We start from the raw sequence: 15,513 nt of genomic DNA, 5'->3' as shown, positions 1-15,513 counted from the left end.
GTGCGTGGGTGGTCGCTCAGGCCTGGTCGGCGTCGGTCGCCTCGGGGGCGGCCTCAGCAGCAGCCTCGGGGGCAGCCTCAGCAGCAGCCTCCGGGGCAGCCTCCGGGGCAGCCTCAGCAGCAGCGGCCTCAGCGGCGGGCGCCTCGGTCGCCTCGGCGGCGGCCTCGGCGTCCTGGCCGGCGGCCTGCTCGGCCACGACGGCCTCGGCGTCACCGGCGGCGGCGTGCGCGCCCTCGGGCTCACCGGACTGCGGCTGACCGGCGAGGAGCTCGCGTTCCCACTCGGCCAGCGGCTCGTCGCCGGCGACCTGGCCGGACTCGGCCGCAGCGGCGTCGCCACCGCGCGAGCGGGCCATCAGGCCCTCGGCCACGGCGTCCGCGACGACCCGGGTGAGCAGCGTGACGGAGCGGATCGCGTCGTCGTTGCCCGGGATCTTGTAGTCGACCTCGTCGGGGTCGCAGTTGGTGTCCAGGATCGCGACGATCGGGATGCCGAGCTTCTTCGCCTCGTCGACCGCCAGGTGCTCCTTCTTGGTGTCGACGATCCACACCGCGCTCGGCACCTTGGCCATGTCGCGGATACCGCCGAGGGTGCGCTCGAGCTTGTCCTTCTCGCGACGCAGGACGAGCAGCTCCTTCTTGGTCATGCCGCTGCCCGCGACGTCGTCGAAGTCGATGACCTCGAGCTCCTTAAGGCGCTGCAGACGCTTGTGCACGGTCTGGAAGTTGGTGAGCATGCCGCCGAGCCAACGCTGGTTGACGTAGGGCATGCCGACCCGGGTGGCCTGCTCGGCCACGGGCTCCTGCGCCTGCTTCTTGGTGCCGACGAAGAGGATCGAGCCGCCGTGGGCGACCGTCTCCTTGACGAACTCGAACGCGTTGTCGATGTACGTCAGCGACTGCTGCAGGTCGATGATGTAGATGCCGTTGCGCTCGGTGAAGATGAAGCGCTTCATCTTGGGGTTCCAGCGTCGGGTCTGGTGCCCGAAGTGCACGCCGCTCTCGAGGAGCTGGCGCATGGTGACGACGGCCATGCTTGGTGTCCTTTGTCGCTCGGTTGTCCGTGGTCGGCCGGTCGACCGCCACGCCTGGCGACCGCGACGCACTGAACCGGGCTGAGTTGTGCTGGGCCTGCCCGGACCGGGTGTGCGCCCCGGCGGTGCGGCGAGGAGTGCCCTCGTCACGGTGCCGGTCTGCGGACGCGCGAATTCGACCGATCGAGATCGGTCGTGAGGCCAGTCTACGCCAGAGTGGGAGGTGCTGGTGACGGGTCGGTCGGCGGGTGCGGTGCGTGGTACTCCGGCACCGGCTCTCCGGTGCGCGTCGTCTGGCTGGTGGGGTCCTCGCGCAAGCCGCGGACGGACGGCAGCGCAGCGGTGACCAGCGCCCACGCGACCCCGAGGCCGGATGCGACCACCATGGTCGTGGTCAGCCCCAGCCAGCTCGAGATCGGCCCGATGACGGCGAAGCCCAGCGGCATCCCGACCACCGAGCCGAAGAAGTCGAACGAGCTGACCCGGCTCAGTGCCTGCGGCGGGATCTCCCGGGCCAGCGTGGTGTCCCAGATGACGAAGAGCACGCTGATGCTGGCTCCGGAGATCGCGATGAGCCCGGCCATCGCGGCCAGCGGCAGCCAGGTGCCGACGATCAGCGGCTGCACCGAGCCACCGACCAGCAGGACCGCGCACCAGACGATCGGACGACGCGGCCGGGCCTTGAGAGCGGCGAGCGCGCCGAGCACGGCGCCCACCCCGAAGGCCGAGGTGATGACCGCCCAGGTCGTCGCGCCGTCGTACCGGCGGTCGGCGACCACCGGACCCAGCACGAGCAGGGCCGGTAGCACGACCGCGTGGTAGACCGTGAAGCCGATGATCATGGCGCCGAGCCAGGACCGTGAGGTCACCTCGCGGAACCCGCCGACCAGCTCGCCGACGAACGTCGAGCGCTCGGACGGCTCGCTCGGACGTGGGCGCAACCGCCACAGGAACGCGGCGCTGACGACGAACGTGGCGGCGTCCACGGCGATGGCGGCGCCGGGGCTGGCGGCGGCCACCAGCGCGCCGGCCACCAGCGGGGCCACGATCATGGCCGCGTTGTGGCTGAGCCCGACGAGTGCGTTGCCCTGGCCGAGGCGGCCGGGTGAGACGACCTGCGGCACCATGCCGGTGGCGGCCGGCTCGAAGAACGCCTGCGCGGCCCCGGAGAGGGCCGCCAGCACGGCCATCTGCCAGATCTGCGCGTTCCCGGTGATCAGCAGGACCGCGAGCAGCCCCTGGACGACGGCGCGCACCCCGTCCGCGGTGAGCATCACCCAGCGCCGGTCGAGCCGGTCCGCCCACACCCCGCCGACCAGCAGCAGCACCGCCAGGGGCACCGTGCCCGCGGCGACCACCAGACCGAGATCCGTGGCCGAGCCGGAGATCTCCAGCACCGCGAACGCGAGCGCGATCGGGGCGATGCGGTCGCCGAAGTGGCTGACCGCCTGGCCCAGCCAGTAGCGGCGGAAGACGGGCTCCGACAACGGCCCGAACCTGGCTCGCCAACCAGCGGGGGTCTCAGGACCCGTCCCCGGGCTGGTCTCGGTGCTCACCGTCGTAGTGTCGCGGCATGGACCTGCAGCCGCGTACTCCATTTCTCGTCGAGCGGATGCGTGGCTTCGGCACCACGATCTTCGCCGAGATGACCGCGCTCGCTCAGCGGACCGGCGCCATCAACCTGGGCCAGGGCTTCCCGGACACCGACGGGCCGACGTCCGTGCTCGAGGCGGCGGTCGACGCGATCCGCGGCGGTCGCAACCAGTACCCGCCGGGCCCCGGCGTCCCCGAGCTGCGCGAGGCGGTCGCCGGGCACCAGCAGCGGTTCTACGGGCTGAGCGTCGACCCGGACACCGAGGTGCTGGTCACCGCGGGGGCAACCGAGGCGATCGCGGCGAGCCTGCTCGCCCTCGTCGAGCCCGGCGACGAGGTCGTCGTGTTCGAGCCCTACTACGACTCCTACGCCGCGTCGGTGGCGCTGGCGGGTGGGGTCCGCCGGACCGTCGTGCTGCGCGCGCCGGACTTCGCGGTGGACGAGGCGGAGCTGCGTGCCGCCTTCAGCGGGCGCACCCGGGCGGTGCTGATGAACACCCCGCACAACCCGACCGGCAAGGTCTTCACCCGCGCCGAGCTCGAGCTGGTGGCCTCGCTGGCCCGCGAGCACGGCGCGCTCGTGGTCAGCGACGAGGTCTACGAGCACCTGCTGTTCTCGGACGGCCCGACCGGCGGCCAGCACCTCCCGATCGCCACGCTGCCCGGGATGGCCGAGCGCACGCTGACCATCTCGTCGGCGGGCAAGACGTTCTCGGTGACCGGCTGGAAGGTCGGCTGGGTGCACGGCCCGCGCGAGCTGGTGGACGCCGTCCGCGCGGTCAAGCAGTTCCTGACCTTCGTCGCGTCCGGGCCGTTCCAGCCGGCCGTGGCGCACGGGCTGGGGCTGCCGGACGAGGTGTACGCCGGGCTGGCCACGACGTTGCAGGCCGGCCGGGACCTGCTCTGCGCCGGACTGGCGGACGCGGGGTTCACCCCGATGGCGCCGGCCGGGACGTACTTCGTCGTCGTGGACGGGCGCGACCTCGGGTACGACGACGGGCTGGCCCTGTGCCGCGACCTGCCAGAGCTGGCCGGCGTAGTCGGGGTGCCCGTCGGGGTGTTCCACGACGACCCGGACGCCGGTCGCTCACTGGTGCGGTTCGCGTTCTGCAAGCGGCCCGAGGTGCTGCAGGAGGCCGCGCTGCGGCTGGCGAAGCTGCGCCGGTAGCTACATCCCGCCGGCGACCCGAAGGACCGCCCCGGTGGTGAACGAGGCGTCGTCCGAGAGGAGCCACGCCACCGCGCCGGCCACCTCGTCCGGTTGGCCGGACCGGCCCAGCGGGATCGTCGGCGCGAGCCGGGCCGGCCGCTGCGGGTCCGCGTGGAACTCGGTCCAGATGATCCCGGGCGCCACGCAGTTGACCCGGATGCCCGTGGCCGCCACCTCCTTGGCCAGGCCCACGGTCATCGCGTCCACCGCGGCCTTGGTTGCGGCGTAGTGGACGTACTGCCCCGGGCTGCCGAGGGTGGCCGCCGCCGACGAGATGTTCACGATGGCGCCGGAGCCGATCGGCGTCAGGTCGCGGATGGCCCGTCGGGCGCAGAGCAGGTAGCCGAGCACGTTGACCTCGATGGCCCGGCGCATGCCCTCGGCGTCGGCGTCCACGAGTGGTCCGTTCGGGCCGCTGACGCCGGCGTTGTTGACCAGTCCGGTGACGGTGCCGAGCGCGGCCGCGGCATCGAACAGCCGGTCGACGTCGGCCTCGCTCGTCGTGTCGACCTGCACCGCGACGGCCTGGCGGCCCAGCCCCCGCACTGCGGTCGCGACCTCCTCGGCGGCAGCCCCGTCGATCCGGTACCCGACCACGACGTCGTGCCCGTCGCTGGCGAGGCGCTCGCAGATCGCGGCACCGATGCCGCGACTGCCGCCCGTCACCACGGTCAGCGGTGCGCTCACGCCACTCACCGCTGGGCCCCGGCCCGCCGGGCGATGCGCACGGCGCGGCCGAACAGCGGGAAGAGCGCGAGCAGGAACATCGGGTAGTAGCCGGCCGCCGGGAACGCGAGCATGAGGCCCAGGGCCAGCAGGAGCAGCGCGGCGCTGATGGTGGCGGGCCGCGGGTCGTGGTCAGCGACCCCGTCCGTCACGTCCGGACGCCGGCCGAGCACGACCGCCACGAGGGCGAGGCACAGCGTGCTCACCGTGATGGTCCCGACGTAGAGGACCTTGGTCGTGGCCTGCTGCCCGGCCGTGGCGACCAGTGCGGTGGGGAACGGCAGGAAGACGATCGTGAACATCCAGACCACGAGAAGGCGCGACACCAGCGGATCGGCACGCAGCATGCGGCGCACGGCGTGGTGCTGGGAGGACCAGAGCTGGGCGATCACCACGAAGCTCAGCACGAACGACCAGAGCTGGTCCGAGTGCGTGTGGAGCAGCTCGCGGACTGAGTCGTCCTCGGTGACGTCGCTGGTCAGCTCGACGAGGGGCAGCACGAGCAGCGTGATCGCGATCGCGACGACGGCGTCGACGAAGGTCAGCAGCCGGTCCAGGTCGCGCTCGCGGACAGTCTCATGCTCGGTGGTCACGTTCCGAAGGCTAGCCAGGCTTCGTCCACCGGTGGGTGACCCGGCGTACAGCCGCGTCGTCCACAGGATCGGCCGTCGTCCCACCATGCACAGATCGCCCCGGCCCTCTCGTCCCGGTGAGCGCGTCGCGGTGAGGTGGAGCCATGGTTCGAGCAATGCTCCTGGCCGCTGCGGCGGCGATCACCGGGTCGGTATCGGGTGCACCTCTCACCGCCGGCGCTCCCCCGCCTGCGGTGCGGGTGTCCTCCTGGGGCTGGCCGCTCGCACCTCGGCCCGCGGTGGCCCGGCCGTTCCGCGCTCCCCCCACGCCGTGGAGCGCCGGGCACCGCGGTGTCGACCTGACCGGGCGCGTCGGCCAGCCGGTGCTGGCGGCCGGCGCCGGGCGCGTCGCCTTCGCCGGGCTCGTGGCCGGTCGCGGAGTCGTCGTGGTCAGCCATCCGGGTGGCCTGCGGACGTCCTACGAGCCGGTGGACCGCCGGTCGCTGGTGGGCACGCCGGTACGGGTCGGGACGCCGATCGGCGTCGTCGGCGCCCAGGTCGGGCACTGCGTCCCGCGCACCTGCCTGCACTGGGGTCTGCGGCGCGGCGAGACCTACCTCGACCCGCTGACCCTGGTGGGCGGCGGACCGCTGGTGCTGCTGCCGATCAGCCTGCGGTGACCTCGATGATCTTTCCGCGCAGCTGCAGGACCGCCTTGGTGTGCATCTGGCAGATCCGGGACTCGGTGACCCCGAGCACCTGGCCGATCTCGGCCAGGGTGAGGCCCTCGTAGTAGTAGAGGGTGACGACGATCTTCTCGCGCTCGGGGAGCTGGTTGATCGCGCGGGCCAGCAGGTACTTGGTCTCCTCGCCCTCGAACGCCAGGACGGGGTCCTCGGCGCCCTTGTCCTCGAGCGTGTCGCCCAGGGTGAGCGAGTCACCCTTCTCGCCGCCGACGCTGAGCAGCTCGTCCAGAGCGACCACGTTGACGTACGAGACCTGGCTGAAGATGTGGTGCAGGTCGCCGACCTTGATGCCCATGCGGCCCGCCACCTCAGCCTCGGTGGGCGTGCGGTGCAGCTCACCCTCGAGGTCGGCGTACGCGCGCTCGACCTCACGGGCCTTGTGCCGGACCGAGCGCGGGATCCAGTCGATCGCCCGCAGCTCGTCGATGATGGCGCCGCGGACCCGCGAGATGGCGTAGGTCTCGAACTTGATGGCCCGCTCGAGGTCGAACTTCTCCAGCGCGTCGATCAGGCCGAAGATCCCGTACGAGACGAGGTCAGCCTGCTCGATGTTCGGCGGCAGGCCGACACCGACGCGGCCGGCCACGTACTTGACGAGCGGCGAGTAGTGCAGGATCAGCTTCTCGCGGACCGCCGGGTCGCCATCGGCCTTGTACTGCCGCCACAGCTCCGCGATCGCCGCCGCATTGGCCGCGACGACGTCCTCGGGGTCGTCCTCCGGCTCGTCCGGCTTCTGGACCTCGTCCGTTGCCTCGGCACCATCGGTCGCCTCGGCATCATCGGTCGCCTCGGCGGCGGGCTCGACGGCAGCCGCACCCGACTCCGCACCCGGGTCCGTGGTGGCCGCGTCAGCTGCCTCCTGCTCGCCTGCTGCGTCGGTCTGCGGACTGACCGCAACCTCCGCCTCAGGCACGCGGGTGCGCCTGCTCATATGTCGCCTTCAGCCTCTCGACGGATACGTGGGTGTAGATCTGGGTCGTGGCGAGCGTAGCGTGGCCGAGCAGTTCTTGAACGGCTCTCAGGTCAGCTCCGCCTTCCAGCAGGTGCGTCGCCGCCGAGTGCCGCAGCCCGTGCGGGCCGACGTCGTCGGCCCCGGGGACGTGCTCGAGCAGCGAGTGCACCGCCGCCCGGACCTGTCGCTGGTCGGCGCGTCGTCCGCGTCGTCCGAGCAGCAGCGCCGGGCCGCTGTCGTGCGTGACCAGCAGCGGACGTCCGAGCGACAACCAGCTTCGCACGGCCTCCGCAGCGGGCACTCCAAACGGAACCACGCGCTGCTTGTTTCCCTTCCCGGTGACCCGCAGCACCCGCCGTTCGAGGTCCACGTCGTCCACGTCCAGGCCCACCAGCTCGCCCACGCGCACGCCGCTGGAGTACAGCAGCTCCAGGGCGAGCCGGTCACGCAGGTGGATGGGATCGCCGTCGTCCGCGGCCAGGCCGGCGACGTCGAGCAGGTCACTGGCCTGCTGCTGGGCCAGGACGCCGGGCAGCGTCCGGTCCCGGCGGGGCGCGGCGAGGCGCAAGGCCGGGTTCCGCGGCAGGCGACCCGCGCGGGTCGCCCAGGCGCAGAAGGTGCGGGCCGCTGCGGCGCGGCGGGCGATGGTCGACCGGGACAGGCCGGACGTGGTCTGCTCGGCGAGCCACGAGCGCAGCACCGGCAGGGTCAGGTCGGCGGTGCTCGTGCAGCCCCGGTCGACCATGAACTCGAACAACGCCCGGACGTCGGCCTCGTAGGCCCGCTGGGTGTGCGGCGACCGGTTGCGTTCGGCCGACAGGTGACGGACGAACTCCGCGAGGGTGTCGTCCAGCTCGGCCAGCATGCCTCCACGCTACGCACGGGAGGGCGCGGCGGATCGAACCCTGCGCCATCCGTGTGCGTGTCGCTCCGCGAGCCCGAGCAGGGCCAACCGCCCCAGGGCCGACTGGACGGTGGCTGGGTCGAGGCCGGAGGCCACGCACAGCCGGTCCAGCGGACGACCGCTGCGGACCGGCAGGGCGTCGGCCACCCGCAGCGCCACCTCGTCCAGCTCGTCGTAGGGCGAGGACGCACCAGGAGCCGGGGTCGCCGCGTCCGCACCCAGCGATCCGACCAGGTCGGCCAGCTCGGCAGCGTCGGTGACCAGGACCGCACGCCCCTCGCGGACGAGCTCGTGGCAGCCCGCCGAGGAGACCGACGTGATGGGTCCGGGCACGGCACCGACGGGACGGCCGAGTGCGGCCGCGCAGCGGGCCGTGCTGAGCGCGCCGCTGCGCATGGCCGCCTCGACCACGACGGTGCCCCGGGTCATCGCGGCGATCAACCGGTTGCGCTGAAGGAACCGGGACCTGGTGGGGGCCGAGCCAGGCGGCACCTCGCTGACGACGGCGCCCTCGCGGACCAGCACCGCCATCAGGCCCTCGTGTCCGCGCGGGTAGGCCCGGTCCACCCCGCCGGCGACGACGGCGACGCTGTCGCCGGCCGTGAGCGCACCGCGGTGGGCCACGCCGTCGATCCCGTAGGCCAGGCCACTGACGACCACGAACCCACGACCGGCCGCACCGCTGGCCAGGTCGCCGGCCACGTGCTCGCCGTACGCCGTGCTGGCGCGCGCCCCCACGATCGCGACCGAGCGGGCCGCCAGCGAGTCCAGGGCCAGCGGTCCACGGACCCACAGGCACGGCGGCGGCGCGGTCAGCTCGTCGAGGCCGGTGGGCCACTCGGGGTCACTCGGCAGGATCAGCCGGCCGCCCACCGACGCGAGGGTGCGCAGGTCGCGGGCCGGCTCCAGCTCGGCCAGCCTGGGCCGGAACCGCTCCATCCACTCCACGTCGCGGCTCACCAGGGCCCGCAGGGCCTCGCCTGGCCCGACCTGGGTCAGCAGCGCGTGCACCCGTAGGTCGCCGGGCTCGGCCAGGCGGCTCCAGGCCGCGCGGGCGAGCCGCTCGTCGTCCGGGTCGAAGGTCAGCCGCTCCGCCGCCCTCACGCCGCGGCCTGGTGCTGGCGCAGCGCGGCAGCCTGCTCGACGTCGTCCCTCGCCGGTCGGTCTCGACCGCCGAGGTCGGCCAGCGTCCACGCGGTCCGCAGCACCCGGTCGTAGCCGCGGACCGTGAGCGTGCCGCGCTCGATGGCGGCGTCGATCGTGCGCGTGGTCGCCGGGGGCAGCCGCCAGCCGCCGCGGCGCAGCTCGTGGCCGGGCACCTCCGCGTTGACCCGCCACGAGGTGCCGGCCCAGCGCGTCGCCTGAGCGGCCCGGGCCTCGCGCACCCGGCCGGCCACCCGCTCGGTCGGCTCCGGCGCCTCAGCGCCCGCCAGCACCGCTCGCGTCACCGGCAGCACCTGGACCTGCAGGTCCACCCGGTCCAGCAGCGGGCCGGACAGCCGGTGCAGGTAGCGCCGCCGGGCGATCGGCGTGCACGTGCAGTCGATGCCCTTGCCCGACGCGTTGCCGCACGGGCACGGGTTGGCCGCCATGACGAGCTGGAACCGCGCCGGGTACCGGGCGTGCCCGGCCGCGCGGTGGATGACCAGCTCGCCGTTCTCCAGCGGTTGGCGCAGGGCGTCCAGCACCCGCACGTCGAACTCGGGGGCCTCGTCCAGGAAGAGCACGCCGCGGTGCGCCCGGGACGCCGCACCCGGGCGCGGCACCCCGGACCCGCCGCCCACCACGGCGGCCGGCGACGACGTGTGGTGCGGGTCCACGAACGGCGGCCGGACGACGAGCCCGCGGCCGGCGGGCAGTGCACCCGCCAGGGAGTGCACCGCGGTGACCTCCAGCGCACTGGCGTCGTCCAGGTCGGGCAGCAGTCCGGGCAGCCGCGCGGCCAGCATCGTCTTACCCGCACCGGGCGGCCCGAGCAGGAAGAGGTGGTGGCGGCCGGCCGCTGCGACCTCGAGCGCGTGCCGGGCCTCGACCTGCCCCACCACGTCCGCGAGGTCCAGCGGCGCCGTCTCCACGTCGGCGACGGTCCCCGACCTGACGGGGTCGTCGTGGTCGTCGGAGCGGTCGTCCTCCGGGACGTCGAGATCCAGCGCCGGCTCGCCCCGGTACGCGGCCACCAGACCGGCCAGCGTGCGAGCGCCGAACACCTCGACGTCGGTCACCAGCGAGGCCTCCGCAACGTTCGCCATCGGCACCACCACCCGGCGCACCCCGGCCCGGGCCGCCGCCAACACCATCGGCAGCACGCCCCGCACCGCCCGGACTCTCCCGTCCAGGCCCAGCTCCCCCAGGTGCACCACGCCCTCGGGGGCGCGGTGCGGGATCACGTCACCGGCGGCGAGTACCGCGACCGCGATGGCCACGTCGAAGGACGTCCCCGCCTTCCGCAAGGACGCCGGCGACAGGTTGACCGTGATCCGTCGTGGCGGCAGGGCCACCTCGCTGTTGTGGCAGGCGGCCCGTACCCGGTCCCTTGCCTCACCCAGCGAGGCGTCCGGGAGGCCGGTCACCGTGAACGCCGGCAGCCCGCTGGCGACGTCCGCCTCGACGTCGACCACGTGACCGTCGATCCCGGACAACGTCACGCAGCGCGTCCGCCCCAGCGCCACTCAGGCCACCGCCCTCAGGTGCTCGACCAGGGCGCGACCGGTCGGCGGCCGCAGCACGCTCACGACGTCGATCCGCACGTGCGGCGGGTGCAGCCCGGACTCGGACAGCCAGCGAGCAGCGAGCCGCCGCAGCCGCGCCACCTTGCGCGCCGTCACCGCCTCGACCGGCTTCCCGCACACCGTCGAGCGGCGGGTCTTCACCTCGCAGACCACCAGCCAGTCGCCGTCCCGGGCGACGATGTCGATCTCGCCCAGCTCGCACCTCCAGTTGCGGCACAGCACCTGGTACCCCAGCTCGACCAGGTGACGCGCGGCGACGTCCTCGCCGTACCTGCCCAACGTGTCCTTCGCGGCCACGGAACCACCTCCGCGACCAACCTCGCGGGGCCGGCCCGCCGCCGACAGACGCGGCCGTCAGGTTGTGGACGGTGGGACGAACCGCCGTCCACAGGACAAGCGCGCACGGCACACCTGTGGACAGAGGTCGACCGACTCAGCTCAGCAGCCAGCCGTGGTCGTCGGCGATCCGGACGGCCTCCGCCCGGGTCCGTGCGCCGGTCTTGCCGATCGCGGCGGACAGGTGGTTGCGGACCGTCCCCTCGCTCAGGTGCACGACCGCCGCGATGTCCGCGACCGTGCCGCCGTCGCGGGCCGCCTGCAGGACCTCACCCTCGCGCCGGGTCAGCGGGGTGTCCCCCACGGCCAGCGTCTCGGCGGCCAGCGAGGGATCCACCACGCGCAGCCCGGCGTGCACCCGGCGCACCGCGTCCGCGAGCTGGCGGGCCGGCGTGTCCTTGACCACGAACCCGCTGGCCCCGGCCTCCATGGCCCGGCGCAGGTAGCCCGGGCGGCCGAAGGTGGTCACCATCAGCACCCGGCAACCGGGCATCGCGGCGCGCAGGCTCGCGGTCGCCGTGATGCCGTCCACGTCACCCATCTCGACGTCCAGCAGCGCGACGTCCGGGCGGGTCCGGCGGGCGGCCTCGACGACCTCCTCGCCGGAGCTGACCTCCGCGACGACGTCCAGGTCGGGTTCGAGCCGGAGCAGCGCCGCGAGCGCCCCACGGACGAGGGCCTGGTCGTCCGCGAGCAGCAACCGGATCGGCTCGCTCACGCCGGCACCTCCACCCGCAGGACGAAGCCGGCGTGGCCGTTGGCGATCGGGTTGGCGGCCGCACCGGATCCGACCGACATCGTGGCGCCCTGCTGCCCGGCCCGCTCGCGCAGCCCGGCGAGGCCGTGCCCCCCGGCGTGCTCGTCGGGAACCGGTCCACACCCGTCGTCCAGCACCTCGATCGCCCGTGGGGTCAGCCGGACGACGCAGCGCTCGGCCTGGCTGTGCCGCACCACGTTCGTGACGCCCTCGCGCAGCGTCCAGGCGAACAGCTCGCGCCAGGCGGGCGGCACGTCGTCGACGGACGAGGGCAGCTGGGCGGTGATGCCGGCGGCCTCGAGCGCCGTGCGCGCCCCGGCGAGCTCGCCGGCCAGGGTGACGCCGCGCACGCCGCCGATGGTGGCTCGCACGTCGGCCAGCGCCTCGCGGGCCAGCCGCTCGACGTCGCCGATCTCGGCGCGCGCCAGCTCCGCACCCTCCTGCTCGGCGATCCGCCCGGCCAGCTCGGCCTTCACCGTGATCACCGTCAGCGAGTGTCCGAGGATGTCGTGCAGGTCCCGCGCCATCCGGGCGCGCTCGTCGGCCACCGCCAGCCGCCCGATCTCCTCGCGGGCCCGCAGCAGGTCGGCGTTGCGGGCGATCACCTGGGTGATCCCCCATGAGGCGAGGCTCGCCACGATGACCTGGAACGCGAAGAAGTCGTCGGCCGTCCAGCCGGGCACCAGGCGCGGCACCACCTCGGACCCGATCGCCACGACGGCCACCACGGCGAGGGCCTCGCGACCGCCGAGCGCCATGACCGCCAGCACGGCGATGTAGATCGTGCCGCCGCCGATGTCGGAGCCTGCCGCGGGGGCGGCGAGCACCAGCAGCCCCGCCATCGCGAAGAGGCTCGCCCACATCCACCCGCGGGCGTGCGGCTCCCGGCGCCGGGTCGCCCTGGTCAGCAGGGCGCCGTTCACGAACAACGCGCCGAAGCAGAGCAGGGACAGCACACCGACCCACCGCCACGGCCCGTCCGAGCGCCAGGCGTCCAGCAGCGCCGGGATCAGGTAGACCAGCCAGACCCCCGCGAACAGCGCGGGGCGCAGCCGCCCGACCCCGCCGAACAGGTTCGGGTCCATGCCGGCCGGCTCGTCGGGGCAGGGGGGTCGGACGCCGGTCCCGGACGTGCCGCTGCTCACGGACCTCACCGTAGAGGTCCGTGAGCGCGGCGACAGCAGCTGGTTCACACCCGGGCCGTGTCCCGGCGGAAGCGCCACGCGGCGCCGGCCGCGAAGATCACGCCCCAGACCACGACGTTGACCAGGGCGCTCAGCTGCCAGTCCCCGGTCAGCGGCGCCCGGCACAGCTTGGCCAGGCCGTTCATCGGGGTGAACGCCGAGAAGGTGGCGAAGGTCGAGCCGTCGTCCAGCGGGATGAAGAGCCCGCCGGCGAAGGCCAGCAGCGCCAGCCCGGGTCCGAGGATCTGCATGACGTTCTCGCTGGGCAGCAGGTACCCCATGAACAGGCCGAAGGCCGCGAAGACGAGCGATCCGACCCAGGCGATGAGCCCGCACTCGACCCAGGCGCTGGCCGGCATCTGCGCGTGCTCCAGCCAGCCGACCGCGAAGACGACCACGACGGCGGCCAGGCCGAGCAGCATGGCGCAGGTCATCTTCATCGCGATGTAGGCGATCGGGCGCAGCGGGGTGAGCCGCAGTTGCCGGCTCCAGCCGACGGCCCGCTCGATGGACACGCTGGCGCCCCCGCTGGTGGTCGCGATCATGGCGCCGTAGACCGCCATGCTGACCATCACGTAGGCGGTGACGTTGCCGGTGCCGGCCGACTCGGTGCGGTAGCTCTTGCTGGTGCCGAAGGCCAGGAAGAACACTGCAGGCATCAGCAGGGTGAAGATGACGGTCCGGCGGTTGCGGACCAGCCGGCGCAGCTCGAGCCGCAGGAACGTCAGGCTGTAGCCGACCCGCGGCGTCCGCTCGTCCGCCAGGGTGCTGGTGGCGCTGACCGTGCTCATCGCTCGCTCCCGTTCTCGGTGCTCGTGTGGTCGCCGGTGAGGGCGATGAAGGCGTCCTCGAGACCGGTCGAGGTGATCTCGAGGTCGCGGGCGTCGGTCGCGGTCAGCAGGTGCCGGGCGATGGCGTCGGAGTCCTTGCCGCGCAGGAAGACCCGGCTCCCCCGTCGCTCAGCGCGCTCGACCCCCGGGAACCGCGCGAGCTCCACCTCGGAGGTCGTGGGCAGGGTCGCGGTGACCACCCGACCCGATGCCAGGTTCTTGATCTCGGCCGCGCTGCCGTCGGCGACGAGGCGCCCCTTGCTGACCAGGACGATCCGGTCCGCGTAGGCGTCTGCCTCGTCCAGGTAGTGGGTGGCGAACAGCACCGTCCGGCCCTGGGCGGCGTCCGTGCGGATCGCCGCCCAGAAGTCCCGCCGACCCTCGACGTCCATCCCGGTGGTCGGCTCGTCCAGCAGCAGCAGCTTGGGGTCCGGCAGCAGGGCCAGCGCGAAACGCAGCCGCTGCTGCTGGCCGCCGCTGCACTTGCCGACCATCCGGTCGCCGATGTCCGCGATCCCGGCGCGGTCGAGCACCTCGTCGACCGGTCGCGCGGAGCGGAACAGGGCCGCGAGCATCTGCACGGTCTCGCGGACCGTCACGTCCTTGAGCAGGCCGCCGGACTGCATGACCGCGGCGATCTCACCGCGGGCGACGGCCTCCTCCGGGTCGCGACCCAGGACGTGCACGGTGCCGCTGGTGGGGCGGGCCAGTCCCAGCAGCATGTCGATCGTCGTGGTCTTGCCGGCACCGTTGGGCCCGAGGAAGGCGACGATCTCGCCGCGCTCGACGGTCAGGTCGATGCCGTCGACGGCTCGGACGTCGCCGTAGTGCTTGCGCAGGTCGCGCAGCCGCAGGGCCGGCGCCCCGCTCGGTGACGAGGGGGCGGTGGCTTCGAAGGCGGTTGCTTCGACGTCGGTGGTGGCGTTCTCGCTCATGCCGTCCACGGTGTCGGTCAGGACGCCGGCAACCCCGGAGCGCTCGTCACGATCCACCCATGACGGGTGTCACGATCCCCGCGGCTCAGGTGGCTGCGGTGACGGGTGCGGGGCAGGGTGCGCTCTCGTCGAGGACCTCCTGCGCGGGCTGGCGACGGTTCACCAGCACCGACCCGGCGATCACCAGGGCGAACCCGCCGAGCGTCCATACCGTGACCTGCTCGCCGAGCACGAGGGCACCGGCCACGACCGCCACTGCCGGGTTGACGTAGGTGATGGTCGTGGCGCGCACCGGACCGATCTCGCCGACCAGGGCCACCAGCAGCAGGAACGCCGCGGCCGTGGACACCAGGGCCAGCAGGACGACGGCCAGGACGACCCGGCCCGACGGCATCGTGGAGGGCAGGCCGGGAACGGCGAACGGCAGGTAGCCCAGCGCGGCGGCGGTCAGCGAGAGGGCGACCACGCCGGGGCCGGGGACGTCGGAGAACCAGCGCGCCAGGAGTGCGGCGCCGAACGCGTACCCCACGACGACGACACCCATCTCGGCCACCGCGGACCACTGGCTACCGCTCACGTCCACCCCCACCAGCAGCCCGACGCCGGCGATGCCCACGAGCAGGCCGAGCCCGCCCAGCCGGCCCAGCTGCTCGCGCCGACCGGTGACCATGGCGACCCCGACCCCGACCAGCGGCACGGCGGCAACCAGCAGCGCGGTCAGCGAGCTGGACAGGTGCTGCTCGGCGCGGGACAGCAGCAGCCAGGGCACGGTGATCTCGACCGCCGTGAACACGAGCAGCTTGGGCCAGCGGGCCAGCACCGGCCGCACCCAGCCCCGGGCGATGGCGACGGGTAGCAGCAGGACGGCGGCGAGCGCCGTCCGGGCGAAGACGAGCGTGAGGGGGCTGAGCTCCTCGACCGCGATCTTGATCAGCAGGTACGGGATGCCCCAGGCGATCGACAGACCAGCGAACAGGAGCACCGCACGACGACTCATGGCCCCATT

At 73.5% G+C, this 15,513-nt stretch carries 16 protein-coding genes; 2 read left to right on the top strand and 14 right to left on the bottom strand.

Features of this window, described 5'->3' with window-relative positions; all coding sequences use genetic code 11:
• Positions 1-16: 16 nt before the first annotated feature.
• Together rpsB and ABEB17_RS16795 are read right to left on the bottom strand one after the other, a co-directional pair.
• A complete protein-coding gene (rpsB, locus tag ABEB17_RS16800; protein ID WP_345717876.1) occupies positions 17-1,033 on the bottom strand; it encodes a 30S ribosomal protein S2 in 1,017 nt (338 codons plus the stop codon).
• 206 nt (positions 1,034-1,239) lie between these two features.
• On the bottom strand, positions 1,240-2,589 hold the full coding sequence (locus ABEB17_RS16795; protein ID WP_345717875.1) for an MFS transporter: 1,350 nt from the start codon (positions 2,587-2,589) through the stop codon (positions 1,240-1,242).
• A 17-nt stretch (positions 2,590-2,606) separates the two neighbouring features.
• On the opposite strand from ABEB17_RS16795, the gene ABEB17_RS16790 reads away from it, so the two are divergent.
• Entirely contained in the window at positions 2,607-3,794 is a 1,188-nt protein-coding gene (locus tag ABEB17_RS16790) for a pyridoxal phosphate-dependent aminotransferase (RefSeq protein ID WP_345717874.1), read from the top strand.
• Here ABEB17_RS16790 and ABEB17_RS16785 read toward each other — a convergent pair whose 3' ends face one another.
• Both ABEB17_RS16785 and ABEB17_RS16780 read right to left on the bottom strand, forming a co-directional pair.
• Positions 3,795-4,523, bottom strand: a complete 729-nt coding sequence (locus ABEB17_RS16785; protein ID WP_345717873.1) for an SDR family NAD(P)-dependent oxidoreductase — start codon at positions 4,521-4,523, stop codon at positions 3,795-3,797.
• Between the two features lie 5 nt (positions 4,524-4,528).
• Positions 4,529-5,155, bottom strand: coding sequence for a TMEM175 family protein (locus ABEB17_RS16780; protein ID WP_345717872.1), 627 nt, complete (start codon positions 5,153-5,155; stop codon positions 4,529-4,531).
• A 143-nt stretch (positions 5,156-5,298) separates the two neighbouring features.
• On the opposite strand from ABEB17_RS16780, the gene ABEB17_RS16775 reads away from it, so the two are divergent.
• Positions 5,299-5,814: a M23 family metallopeptidase gene (locus ABEB17_RS16775; RefSeq protein ID WP_345717871.1), complete on the top strand. Its 516-nt coding sequence runs from the start codon at positions 5,299-5,301 to the stop codon at positions 5,812-5,814.
• Here the strand turns inward: ABEB17_RS16775 and whiG are convergent.
• From whiG to ABEB17_RS16725, 10 genes are all read right to left on the bottom strand, one after another.
• The gene (gene whiG, locus ABEB17_RS16770; RefSeq protein WP_345717870.1) at positions 5,801-6,793 is read right to left on the bottom strand and encodes an RNA polymerase sigma factor WhiG; all 993 of its coding nucleotides are present in this window, start codon (positions 6,791-6,793) and stop codon (positions 5,801-5,803) included. The genes ABEB17_RS16775 and whiG overlap by 14 nt on opposite strands.
• Positions 6,786-7,697, bottom strand: a complete 912-nt coding sequence (locus tag ABEB17_RS16765) for a tyrosine recombinase XerC (RefSeq protein WP_345717869.1) — start codon at positions 7,695-7,697, stop codon at positions 6,786-6,788. The genes whiG and ABEB17_RS16765 overlap by 8 nt, the downstream gene beginning before the upstream one ends.
• 9 nt (positions 7,698-7,706) lie before the next feature.
• Positions 7,707-8,840 carry a DNA-processing protein DprA gene (gene dprA / locus ABEB17_RS16760; protein WP_345717868.1) on the bottom strand — a complete coding sequence of 378 codons (1,134 nt, stop codon included), beginning with the start codon at positions 8,838-8,840 and terminating at the stop codon, positions 7,707-7,709.
• Entirely contained in the window at positions 8,837-10,405 is a 1,569-nt protein-coding gene (locus tag ABEB17_RS16755) for a YifB family Mg chelatase-like AAA ATPase (RefSeq protein WP_345717867.1), read from the bottom strand. The genes dprA and ABEB17_RS16755 overlap by 4 nt, the downstream gene beginning before the upstream one ends.
• A complete protein-coding gene (locus tag ABEB17_RS16750) occupies positions 10,406-10,762 on the bottom strand; it encodes a YraN family protein (RefSeq protein ID WP_345717866.1) in 357 nt (118 codons plus the stop codon).
• 136 nt (positions 10,763-10,898) lie between these two features.
• Positions 10,899-11,519: a response regulator transcription factor gene (locus tag ABEB17_RS16745; RefSeq protein ID WP_345717865.1), complete on the bottom strand. Its 621-nt coding sequence runs from the start codon at positions 11,517-11,519 to the stop codon at positions 10,899-10,901.
• Positions 11,516-12,703 (bottom strand): sensor histidine kinase, encoded by a 1,188-nt coding sequence (locus tag ABEB17_RS16740; protein ID WP_345717864.1) that lies wholly within the window; start codon positions 12,701-12,703, stop codon positions 11,516-11,518. Before ABEB17_RS16740 ends, ABEB17_RS16745 begins: the two co-directional genes overlap by 4 nt.
• Positions 12,704-12,747: 44 nt before the next feature.
• Positions 12,748-13,533, bottom strand: a complete 786-nt coding sequence (locus tag ABEB17_RS16735) for an ABC transporter permease (protein WP_345717863.1) — start codon at positions 13,531-13,533, stop codon at positions 12,748-12,750.
• Entirely contained in the window at positions 13,530-14,507 is a 978-nt protein-coding gene (locus ABEB17_RS16730; protein WP_345717862.1) for an ABC transporter ATP-binding protein, read from the bottom strand. Before ABEB17_RS16730 ends, ABEB17_RS16735 begins: the two co-directional genes overlap by 4 nt.
• An 85-nt stretch (positions 14,508-14,592) precedes the next feature.
• Entirely contained in the window at positions 14,593-15,504 is a 912-nt protein-coding gene (locus tag ABEB17_RS16725) for a DMT family transporter (protein ID WP_345717861.1), read from the bottom strand.
• Positions 15,505-15,513 lie beyond the last annotated feature (9 nt).

Origin of the sequence: Angustibacter luteus (genome assembly GCF_039541115.1) — a bacterium.
Classification (GTDB): Bacteria; Actinomycetota; Actinomycetes; order Actinomycetales; family Angustibacteraceae; genus Angustibacter; species Angustibacter luteus.
Note: the sequence above shows the minus strand (reverse complement) of the source record. Positions and strands in the feature narration are given on the sequence as shown.